The following is a 10,860-nucleotide window of genomic DNA, read 5'->3' as shown; positions in this document are numbered from 1 at the left end:
GAATCGGGAATCGGGAATCGGGAATCGGGAATCGGGAATCGGGAATCGGGAATCGGGAATCGGGAATCGGGAATCGGGAATCGGGAATCGGGAATCGGGAATCGGGAATCGGGAATCGGGAATAGTAGACAATAATTATCACAATTTATTTAGAAAATCTATCTAGTAATTACTATTGAAATAATTAATCATGACTTATAGCAATTTGTAGATATTTTAATTATAAAAATGAATGGGATAAAAAAGATTAATTAAATTTTGAAATTGGCAATGATAAATAACTTAGGTTGAATGCTAAATACTCTATTCCCTGTTACCTGTTCCTTGTTCCCTGTTACCTGTTCCCTAAAAACCTAGAAATACGTACTTAATAAAGTCGCCAACCGCTATATGAACAATGAACCTATTTTTAAAGTGCGTGACGTGACTAAAACCTATCAGATGGGGGAGGTGAATGTTCAGGCACTAAAATCAGTTACTATTGACCTCTATGCAGGAGAATTTGTAGTCTTGCTTGGTCCGTCTGGAAGTGGCAAGTCCACTCTGCTGAATATTCTCGGAGGACTTGATGTTCCTTCCTTCGGACAAGTCAAATTCTATAATCGTGATCTATCAAGTGCTGATGATCGTGCTCTTACCCGCTTTCGTCGGGAGTGCGTGGGTTTTGTGTTCCAATTCTACAATTTGATTCCCAGCTTGACGGCTCAGGAAAATGTTGCTCTGGTGACCGAAATTGCTCCTCGTCCGATGCGTCCTCGGGAAGCTTTGGGACTAGTGGGACTAGCCCATCGCCTTAACCATTTTCCGGCTCAATTATCTGGGGGTGAACAACAACGGGTTGCGATCGCTCGTGCTATTGCCAAACGTCCTCAAGTGCTCCTATGTGATGAACCAACCGGAGCGTTAGACTTTCAGACCGGTAAGCTAGTATTAAATGTATTGGAGCGAGTGAATCAGGAATTGGGAACAACTACTGCTGTAATTACTCACAATGCTGGAATTGCGGCTATGGCAGATCGGGTGATTACCATGCGTAGTGGTGAGATTATTAGTGTACATGGTAATCAGACTAAGATTGCTCCTGAGGATTTAGACTGGTAAGTGAACGATTGAGTACGTTAAGAATTAAATCAAATTACTTCGCTCGATAGAAAACGGGAGGTATAAAAGAACTAGGGGGAGTCACAAAGTAAGAGGTGTTAGCTATGATAGCAATATTATTAACAACTTTCTTAGTTTGTTTTCTGTTTGGTTTGACGTTAGTGTGTGAAGCTTTGTTTTACAAAGAAGAGAAGCAGTTATAAAAAATCCGCCAATCTTTTGAAACCCATTAGAAGGCACTAGTTTTAAGCTGATTGGCTCTTGAAGTTGGTCTTACACTTCCATGAATTCCCTAGACCGTAAACTCTTACGTGACCTATGGCAATTGCGAGGTCAGGTAATAGCGATCGCATTAGTAGTAGCCTGTGGCATTGCTAGCTTCGTTCTAGCCAGGAGTGCGTATAGCTCTTTGCGACTAACCCAAGACACATATTACAACCGCTACCATTTTGCCCAAGTTTTCGCTTCCCTCAAACGCGCCCCAGAAACCCTCAAAGCCCAAATTGCTGCTATTCCCGGTATTGCCCAAACCCAAACTCGGATTGTGGTTGATGTCACCCTTGATGTCCCTGGTTTAACAGAACCAGCCACAGGAAGACTAATCTCAATTCCTGAGCGTCGTATTTCCATACTCAATGACTTATTTATTCGTCAGGGTCGCTATATTGAACCAGGACGAGGAGACGAAGTACTCGTAAGTGAAGCTTTCGCCCAAGCCAATCAACTCAACTTGGGTGATACCATGGGTGCCATTATTAATGGACGTTGGGAAAAATTGCGAATAGTAGGAAAGGCGCTATCACCAGAATACGTTTATGAAGTGCGAGGTGCTGGAGAAATCTTCCCAGATAATCGGCGATTTGGAGTGGTTTGGATAGGTCGGGAAGCCTTGGGTAAAGCCTTCGACCTTGATGGTGCCTTTAATGATGTCACCCTTTCGTTAAGTCCAGGAGCTCAAGAAAGGGAAATTATTAGCCGTTTGGATCGATTACTGGAACGCTATGGTGGGTTAGGTGCTTATGGAAGGGAAGATCAGTTATCCCATCAAATCCTAGCAGATGAACTCAGCAGTTTGGAAGTTTCTGCTACCTTTATGCCTTCGATTTTTTTAGCGATCGCATCTTTCCTACTGCATGTTGTCCTCTCTCGCCTGATCGGAACCCAACGGGAGCAAATTGCTGTGCTCAAAGCCTTTGGTTACAGTAACCTAACCATCGGTATCCATTATCTTAAATTTGTCCTTGCCATTGTCAGTGTAGGAGGTATCCTTGGCACCCTAGTTGGTCTTTGGCTTGGTAATGGACTAACCCAACTTTATGCTGAATTTTATCGCTTTCCCCTACTACGCTATGACGTCAGCTCAGACTTAGTCGCCACCGCAATCATAGTCAGCTTTACCGCAGCAGCAATTGGTGGACTAATGGCGGTACGTCGGGCAATTTCTCTTCCTCCAGCCCAAGCCATGCGTCCCGAACCCCCAGCTGAATTCAAACCTACCATTATTGAACGGCTAGGTCTACAGCAGTTTTTCTCCCCTGCCGGTCGCATTATCCTACGTAATTTGGAACGCAAGCCCATCCAAGCTTTCCTATCCATTATGGGAATAGCTGTTGCTGTAGCAATTCTCCTGACTGGGTTTTACATGGGAGATGCACTGACATACCTGATGGATTTTCAATTCCGCCAAGTGCAACGGGAAGATCTCACCATTATCTTTAATCAACCCCGTCCCGCACGTACCCGTTACGAAATCACTCACTTACCAGGAGTTATTCGTTCCGAACCCTTCCGCATCGTACCAGTACGTTTACGCTTTGACCATCATACCTATCGCAGTGCTTTAACTGGAATCGACCCAGCCGGAGAATTCCGCCGTCTGCTAGACAAGAATTGGTACACCGTGCATCTACCCCCAGACGGAGTTGTCATGACTACCAAACTAGCCGAAATCCTAGGTGTTACTCCTGGAGATACCCTAACCGTGGAAGTCCTGGAAGGAAGCCGTCCCGTGCGTCACATTCCTGTAGTCGGCTTGGTGGATGAACTCCTCGGTGTCTCAGTATATATGGATATCCATGCCCTCAACCGACTGATGCGAGAAGGACAAACTATTTCTGGTGCTTACCTCTCCGTTGATCCTCACCTTGCTAGTCAGCTTTACTATCGCCTCAAACGTCTACCCGCCATTACCGGTATTGCCACCCGTGAAGCCAGCCTAGAAAGCTTTGAGGAAATTAGTGCTAAAAATCTGCAAGTCTTTACAGCAGTACTAGTAATTTTTGCCTGCATTATTACCTTCAGCGTAGTCTATAACTCAGCACGGATTGCCCTATCAGAAAGAGGACGAGAATTAGCCAGTCTCAGGATTATGGGATTTACTCGTGCTGAAATTGCCTTTATTCTCCTAGGTGAACAAGTTATTCTTACCCTACTCGCCCTTCCTATTGGTTTTGGACTGGGATACGGTTTAGCTGCTTTAATGTCTCTTGCCTATAATTCTGAACTTTACCGTTTTCCCTTAATTATTACTAAAGATACCTATGCTTTTACATTTGTTATCGTAATAGTAGCAGCATTCTGTTCTGGATTAATTATCCGTAGACAGCTCAATCGTCTGGACTTAATCGCTGTTTTGAAAACCAGGGAATAAGCATCAACATCGTGATAGTTAGTAAGCTATCAGTTATCAGTTATCAGCTATAAGCTAATGCTTACAGTATTAATTAAATAGTAGTAATTAAATAGTAATAATTAAATAGTAGTAATTAAATACTGTTGCGATCGCACAATCGATTCCGCGAGTTGAGACACTTCATGAAGCACCTTCCTCAACGGCTAACTTACCTTATGGTTGGAGTTGGCATCATCACAGTAGTTGTCCTAGGATTTCGTCCTGCACCGATTCGGGTTGATCTAGCCGAAGTTAAACGCAGTAGTTTGCAAGTAACAGTGGATGGAGAGGGAAAGACCCGTATCCGCTCCCGCTTCGTAGTTTCAGCTCCTGTTGCCGGTCGGCTGGCGAGGATAAAACTAGATGAAGGAGATAAAATTAAACAAGGGGCAATAATTGCCCAAATTGACCGCCTTCCTCTAGATTCAGACGTCCGAGAAGCTCAAGCACGGCTAAGGCAATGGCAAGCAGAGCGTGATGGGGTAGCAACCAAGCGACCAAAACCAGAAGCTTTATTCCAGGCTCAAGCCCGCATCCGGTCAGCAATAGCCCAACAGCAAGAAGCTCAAGCTCGGGTCCAGCAAGCATTAGCAGCACTAGAGCAAGCAAAACGCGATCGCAAACGCTCCCAACAGTTACACATTGATGGCGCAATCTCTCGTAAAGAGCTCGAAACAGCTCAATTGCTAGAAACTACCCGCCAGAGGGAATTAGAAGCAGCGCAACGGGAAGTGGATAGTGTGGCCGCTGAAGTCGTAGCCGCCAAAGAAGCCCGTGCCATTCTCCAAGCCGAACAGCGAGACCCTGACTATTTACTTGATGTCTACAATGCTCGCATTGCCAGTGTTCAAGCTGAACTTGCCAAGCTAGCTGATGACGCAGCCCGTGCTGAAATCTACTCCCCAATTGATGGTTATGTGCTACGAGTCAATCAGGAAAGTGCTCGATATGTACAAGCCGGAACCCCCCTGTTGGAAATAGGGAATCCTGCTGACCTAGAGATTGTCGTTGATTTGCTTTCTACTGATGCAGTCAAAGTCAAGCCAGGAGCAAAAATGTTTATTGAACATTGGGGCGGAGAGCGCACCCTAAACGCTCAGGTCAAGTACATCGAACCCTCAGCCTTTACGAAAATTTCAGCTCTTGGGGTAGAAGAACAGCGAGTGAATGCGATCGCTAATTTTGTAGATTCCCCAATTCCTTTAGGTGATGGCTACCGGGTAGAAACACGGATTGTAGTTTGGGAAAGCTCAGATGTGCTAGTCGTTCCCTTAAGTGCCATTTTCCGATGTGACTCACAACAAAATAGGGATGATTTGTCCGTGTCTGTAACAGGGGGAACACAGGGAAGTAAGCAATTTTCAGATCATCAAGGGAGTATCCAGCGCTCCAATTTCCAGACCTGGTGTACATTTGTGGTGGAAAACAACCAAGCCAAGAAACGTCAGATTATAATTAGTCAGCGCAGTAATCTTGAAGCAGTGATTCAACAAGGACTTCGAGAAGGAGAAATAGTCATCTTGCATCCCACTGAACAAATTCAGGAAGGAAAACAAGTTGCACCCCGTTGACTAGCTATCCGTTGAATAGCTATAATCAGTGATTTTAATTTCTATAATTTACATTTGAGATGTGAAACTTAATTGATAGCAAAAGGGATTGGCGTTCCTGAATTCAGGTATAATCTTAAACTAGCCAAATTAGCGTAGGCTAAATCACAAATCAATCAGCAACGCCGGAAATATTATAAGTTAATCAACATTTAACTGGCATATTTTTTCTTCAGCGCTCTTCGTTAACCTACCCTACGGGAACGCCAAAGGCGAACAACCTTTTTGAATTAAGAATTAAGAATTAAGAATTTGGAATTCTACATTCTTAATTCTTAATTCTTAATTCTGCATTCTGACAGACAACCTTTAACCTTCAACCTTTAACCTTCAACCTTTAACCGTTAGTTACAATTGCTCCAGGTAACTCAACAGGTCTGCCATATCTCCAGTTTGAGGTTGAAACTTAGGCATTGGTGGTGTTCTACCACTGATCACTTGCTGAATCAGGCTGACGTCAGACTTTCTCTTAGAGATATTCAGTAGACTTGGTCCTACATTACCATCCCCGTTGGCTCCATGACACCCAGCACAGTTGATTTGAAAAATAGCATTACCTCGGACTGGATCACCGTTCAGGGACAAAACCTTTTGTACATAAGGATCCGAATCCTGCATCATGGGAATTCCGATCAGGCTAAGACTTATAGCAAGCAAAGCCACTAGTACTATCAAGGTGACTCGCCGCACTAGAACTCTAGGTTGGACAAGCTGGTTTTCCAAAGGATCTCCTGTCAAGTTGACTATCGATAAAGCGCTTGTAATCTCGATAAAACTGAACCATTGATTAAGTTGTGTTAAGCAATGATAAGTAAATACTTAGACTAAGTATTATTTTTGTTTATAAACATAGCTTAAAATTTATGGAGTCATTAATCAAGATCTTGTGTTGTATTTGTATTATATGCTACACTATGCCTCCCTCTATATACCTGATACTAAGGGAATAGATCTAAGGTATACATTTTAGTATATAAGCTGGGATATAGGAAAAAGTACTCAAGTCAAGTCAGGGCTTAGGTCATTAGGTCAGAGCCTCCTAAGTGTGACTGAGCAATCTCAACCCATGGAACTCAGGATGCTTGATAAATTAGTGTTTGACCACCAGCAGCACCCTAAGGTTGATCAGACCTAGTAATATGAGAAACAGGTAAAAAAACTTAATTAGGAGACTTAGTGTGGTAGAACCGTTGCTTGTTGGGATTGTCCTTGGCTTAATACCTGTTACTCTATTGGGGTTATTTTTTGCTGCCTATATGCAATACCAACGGGGTAACCAACTTGGGGGTTAGTTTTTCCTTCCCATGAGCTGACCATTACCCCTGACTTAAACTAATGGGCAATAGAAGGTCAAGGCAGTATTGCCATAGACCTTCTGGCGACAAATTTCTAAATTGGGGATTGGTTGTGGTTGCCAGTAGTTAGAGCTATGCTCAACAGCTAACTCACCATGGCTGTCGAGGAGCTGGTATTGAGCGATCGCATCTAACACTGGCTGGTACAAATCACTAGCGTAGGGGGGGTCAAAATAAATGTGGTCAAACTGCTGAGGAGCCAAGGTTTTCAATCGCCTGACCACATCCCCCTGCAACACCCGAAATTCTTGCTGCGCCTGAGCCATCTGTTGCCAGTTTTGACGAATAATTGAGCAAGCTTTTGCCCATTTGTCAATCCCTACCACTAAAGCAGCTCCCCGACATAGAGCCTCAGCACCCATTGAACCACTACCAGCACATAAATCCAGCCATCGGCAATTCTCTACACTGCCTTGCCAAATATTAAATACTGCCTCCCGCACCCGTGCTGGTGTCGGGCGGGTAATTTGTCCTGGCAAAGTTTTCAGTTGGCGATTGCCGTAAATTCTCATCCAAACACAGGACAGTGGGGAGCGTGCTGATTAAATCAGTAGTAGTAGCAGAATTTTAAGAAGAATAATTTTCAGGCTTTGGTGACAAGTGTACGATCATGGCAGTAACTCTTGACCTGAGCCACGAAATTAGACAAAATTTGCAGTCCTGTAGTAGAAGACTTTTCCGGGTGAAACTGTACTGCTACGACATTATTGTAAGCGATCGCAGCCGTCACCGTTTGACTCCCATGAGTAGTAGTTGCGGCTCGAATCCCAGGGTCAACTGGGTCAACATAATAAGAATGGACAAAATAGACTCGGGGATTGCCCGATAAATGCTGCCAAAGGGGACAATCTGGTTGAGTAAACTCTAGCTGGTTCCAACCCATATGGGGAATCGTAATACTTGGTTCTCGACGAAAGCGGCGCACTGTGCCAGGCACAATCCCTAATCCAGGTTCTGTGCCTTCTTCACTAGCCTCAAACAGAATGTGTAAACCTAGACAAATACCTAAAAAGGGTTTACCGCTGGCAATAGCTTGTTTAATCGGTTGCTCCAGGTTACGCGATCGCAAATGTTGTATCGCTGGGTCAAACGCCCCCACTCCCGGTAGTACCACCGCATCCGCCTGTGCTATATCTGCTGCTAAATCTGTCACTAAGGTAGTTGCACCAGCTTTCTGTAACCCTTTACAGGCAGAGTGCAGGTTCCCCATGTCGTAGTCTACAACCGCAATTACTGGCATTAACCTGCTTTCCCTTACATTGAACTATTGAAGCTATTTTTATTTTAATTGGTTCTGTTGAATGAACAAAAAAATCCTCTTGACATCCTTTCAAACCTGGCTACCGGATCAGGTATCTAACTCCTCTGATGATTTATTAGGGAAAATTGCTCAAATCAATGATTTATCTGCTTCCCTGACTTTTCTTAGACAGTTGCCCGTCGATATTGCCGAAGCTAGTGCTCAGGTAATTGCCAAAATTGATCAAATACAACCCGATCGGATTATTTGTTGTGGAATGGCTACTAAACGGCACAAATTAACCGTCGAATCCTGTGCTAGTCGTGAAGATGACTGCCTTCAAACCCCAGTGAACTTAGAGAAACTAGTAGCTGCCTTGAGTGGATGTGAGATTAGCCATGATGCTGGTAAATTTGTCTGCGAAGGACTCTATTACGAAGTGTTGAAGTATCTTGGAGAACATCACCTCAATACTTCTTGTATCTTTGTTCATGTGCCTGTGCTGAATCTAGACAATTTGCCTAGTATCTTGGCTGATTTTAGGATAATTTTGGAACAAATGGCACAATAGACTTTGTCGCAGTTGTCGGTAACTTCAGATCGGGTAACTTCCGATCAGCACAGAATAATTGAGAAAAACATTATCACGAAAGCAATGCAGCGCCTTAATTAGAGGGTTTCCCCCACTCGCGCTTTGCATCAAGACAATACATTTACAAGAAGCCTAATCAAAACAACCTTGGCCAATAGGCCACGCGATCGCGTTCAACTTGCCAACCTTGGCCTTTGGCCACGCTACGCGAACAGCCTTCAACCTTGTCCAATAGGCCACGCTACGCGAACAACGTTCAACTTTGAACAAATACAAACTTTAGTTAAGAAATATTGATGCTTATAGCAGTATCTATTAATACAGGTAAACAGAGCTTACGCAATTCAGCCATCGACACACTACCTGTAGGGGTTAAAGGGTAACTGTTAACACTACCTGTAGAGTTCTTGCGTAAGCCCTGCATCAGCTGTTTCGGTGCTCAATACTGATTATAGGACTGATTGAAAAACTTTTCCCTCGGCAATATTACTGAAGTTGGTTACGCTAATTAGCTCAAGTCATCTGTCTCAAGTTAGGTTTAGCTCCTCAATTCGCTTCCTCGCTTAAGTTCTGGTATTTCTTTTTCAATAGATATTGACAATATTGGTTCAATAAGACTTAAATTCTTTCCTTTTATAGACAAACATATCCATAGGGAACTTAGGCCCCCTAGAAAGACTATCTAGAAAGACTCCCTAGTAATACTCCCTAGTAGGACGCTCACTAGCTAGTACTCACTAGTAGAATCGGGCTTGCAATTTTACTTGTGTAGATGCTGTAAATGCTAAGGATTTACATTGGTGGTACTTAGGGTAGTACTTCTGGTGGTACTTCCAATGCAATTGCTCCGAGTAAACCCTTGCGAAAATCCCCCAATAGTTGCCGCGCTGTACGTTCGATGTTTCCCTGATAGCGATAGTCGGCTAGACCATGTAAGTAATCTTCAGCGGTTAATGGGTTTGGGTCTAGTTGGTACCTCTTTTGTAAAGAAGACTTTAATAAAAGAGTGTACTCCTTCATATTATCTAAATCTTTCAGGAATGCAACCAGTGCTGTTGCTACCCGTTGGTTGTCGTAAGATGCTTCACCAATGTCATCACAGATAGCTAACTTGAGCGCCTGCTGCTGATTGTTTAACTTGGCAGGAATAACACCAGGAGCATCAAGTAGTTCAAGTTGGTCAGAAATACGTATCCAACGCAATTGGCGTGTCACACCGGGACGACGAGCACTCTCTACCACACGACGTCCCAAAAGTCGATTAATTAAAGCAGATTTACCGACATTGGGAAATCCAATTACCACAGCTCGGACAGGACGAGGTCGCATTCCCCGTGAGCGCCTACGTTGATTGATTTCCTCCCCAGCTGTCTGGGCGGCTTTAGCCACAGCGCGGATACCCTTACCCTGTTGAGCATTAGTGAAATAGGGGATATCCCCTTGCTGTTGAAACCACGATTCCCAAAGTTGGCGCATCCTTGGCTCAATCATATCCACCCGGTTAATCACTAACACCCGAGTTTTATTACCCACCCACTGGTCGGTTTGAGGATGATGAGTAGAGAGGGGAATCCGAGCATCCCGCACCTCTAATACCACATCGACTCGCTTCAACTGTTCCTTGAGTTCTCGCTCGGCTTTGGCAATGTGTCCGGGATACCACTGGATTGTCATGAGTCATTAGCCATTAGTCATTAGTCATTGCTGATTAGTCATTGGTCATTAGTTAATTGAAAATCGACCATTGGCAATTGACAATTAGTAACCAAGGAATTTTATGAAACCAATGACTAATCACAAATTAGGGAATAATCAAAACTGGGCAAGGGGACAAATTAATCACTCGATCGGCCACGCTATTAGCTATACCTTCATCTGTCAACCCTAGCCCCCTAGAGCCCATCACAATTAAATTTGCCCCAATTTCGTCAGCCACATCGCAGATCACGAAGGCAGGCTTTCCTTCCCGCTCCAGGGTTTTGGCTTCAATGCCTTGCTGAGCAAATAGTGCTTTGGCACCGTTAAGCAGTTCTGTTACTACTTCAGGGGATGTCATTGCCTCGGGAGCAGCAGCTGTACCCTGGCCAGGGTCAGGTTTTTCAACCACTGACAGCAGATATAGATTGCTGCCGTACTTTTGCACTATGTTCCCAACAACCTCAGCAGCTTCACGGCTTTCTCGACTTGAGTCAATGGGAAATACAACGGTATTGAACATATCACAGATTTCCTCCAGGATCCGGACTCCGGTAAAATGTGAACGGTCTTAACAAAAGAATACCTTTTGTCCT

At 44.1% G+C, this 10,860-nt stretch carries 11 protein-coding genes; 6 read left to right on the top strand and 5 right to left on the bottom strand.

Annotation, left to right across the window (positions count from 1 at the left end):
- Positions 1 to 390 precede the first annotated feature (390 nt).
- From F6K53_RS25690 to F6K53_RS25680, 3 genes are all read left to right on the top strand, one after another.
- Complete coding sequence (locus tag F6K53_RS25690; protein WP_293046773.1) at positions 391 to 1,101, top strand: ABC transporter ATP-binding protein; 711 nt, start codon at positions 391 to 393, stop codon at positions 1,099 to 1,101.
- A gap of 283 nt (positions 1,102 to 1,384) precedes the next feature.
- A complete protein-coding gene (locus tag F6K53_RS25685; protein WP_293046772.1) occupies positions 1,385 to 3,751 on the top strand; it encodes an ABC transporter permease in 2,367 nt (788 codons plus the stop codon).
- Between the two features lie 125 nt (positions 3,752 to 3,876).
- Positions 3,877 to 5,343, top strand: coding sequence for an HlyD family efflux transporter periplasmic adaptor subunit (locus F6K53_RS25680; protein ID WP_293082624.1), 1,467 nt, complete (start codon positions 3,877 to 3,879; stop codon positions 5,341 to 5,343).
- 387 nt (positions 5,344 to 5,730) lie between these two features.
- Here the strand turns inward: F6K53_RS25680 and F6K53_RS25675 are convergent, their stop codons facing one another.
- The gene (locus F6K53_RS25675) at positions 5,731 to 6,105 is read right to left on the bottom strand and encodes a cytochrome c (protein ID WP_075903624.1); all 375 of its coding nucleotides are present in this window, start codon (positions 6,103 to 6,105) and stop codon (positions 5,731 to 5,733) included.
- A 455-nt stretch (positions 6,106 to 6,560) separates the two neighbouring features.
- On the opposite strand from F6K53_RS25675, the gene petG reads away from it, so the two are divergent.
- Positions 6,561 to 6,674 (top strand): cytochrome b6-f complex subunit V, encoded by a 114-nt coding sequence (gene petG / locus F6K53_RS25670; protein ID WP_070395274.1) that lies wholly within the window; start codon positions 6,561 to 6,563, stop codon positions 6,672 to 6,674.
- Positions 6,675 to 6,709: 35 nt separating this feature from the next.
- On the opposite strand, the gene rsmD is transcribed toward petG, so the two are convergent.
- The gene (gene rsmD / locus F6K53_RS25665) at positions 6,710 to 7,249 is read right to left on the bottom strand and encodes a 16S rRNA (guanine(966)-N(2))-methyltransferase RsmD (protein ID WP_293037418.1); all 540 of its coding nucleotides are present in this window, start codon (positions 7,247 to 7,249) and stop codon (positions 6,710 to 6,712) included.
- A 71-nt stretch (positions 7,250 to 7,320) separates the two neighbouring features.
- On the bottom strand, positions 7,321 to 7,977 hold the full coding sequence (gene hisH / locus F6K53_RS25660) for an imidazole glycerol phosphate synthase subunit HisH (protein WP_293037415.1): 657 nt from the start codon (positions 7,975 to 7,977) through the stop codon (positions 7,321 to 7,323).
- Between the two features lie 61 nt (positions 7,978 to 8,038).
- On the opposite strand from hisH, the gene F6K53_RS25655 reads away from it, so the two are divergent.
- Both F6K53_RS25655 and F6K53_RS25650 read left to right on the top strand, forming a co-directional pair.
- Entirely contained in the window at positions 8,039 to 8,548 is a 510-nt protein-coding gene (locus F6K53_RS25655; protein ID WP_293082620.1) for a peptidase C15, read from the top strand.
- Between the two features lie 168 nt (positions 8,549 to 8,716).
- The gene (locus F6K53_RS25650) at positions 8,717 to 8,866 is read left to right on the top strand and encodes a hypothetical protein (protein ID WP_293082617.1); all 150 of its coding nucleotides are present in this window, start codon (positions 8,717 to 8,719) and stop codon (positions 8,864 to 8,866) included.
- A gap of 510 nt (positions 8,867 to 9,376) precedes the next feature.
- Here F6K53_RS25650 and ylqF read toward each other — a convergent pair.
- Positions 9,377 to 10,243: a ribosome biogenesis GTPase YlqF gene (gene ylqF / locus F6K53_RS25645; RefSeq protein WP_293072186.1), complete on the bottom strand. Its 867-nt coding sequence runs from the start codon at positions 10,241 to 10,243 to the stop codon at positions 9,377 to 9,379.
- 127 nt (positions 10,244 to 10,370) lie between these two features.
- A complete protein-coding gene (locus tag F6K53_RS25640; RefSeq protein ID WP_293072187.1) occupies positions 10,371 to 10,787 on the bottom strand; it encodes a universal stress protein in 417 nt (138 codons plus the stop codon).
- Positions 10,788 to 10,860 lie beyond the last annotated feature (73 nt).

The sequence above is a fragment of the Moorena sp. SIO4A1 genome (genome assembly GCF_010672065.1).
Classification (GTDB): Bacteria; Cyanobacteriota; Cyanobacteriia; order Cyanobacteriales; family Coleofasciculaceae; genus Moorena.
This window is presented reverse-complemented; position numbering and strand designations above follow the sequence as displayed.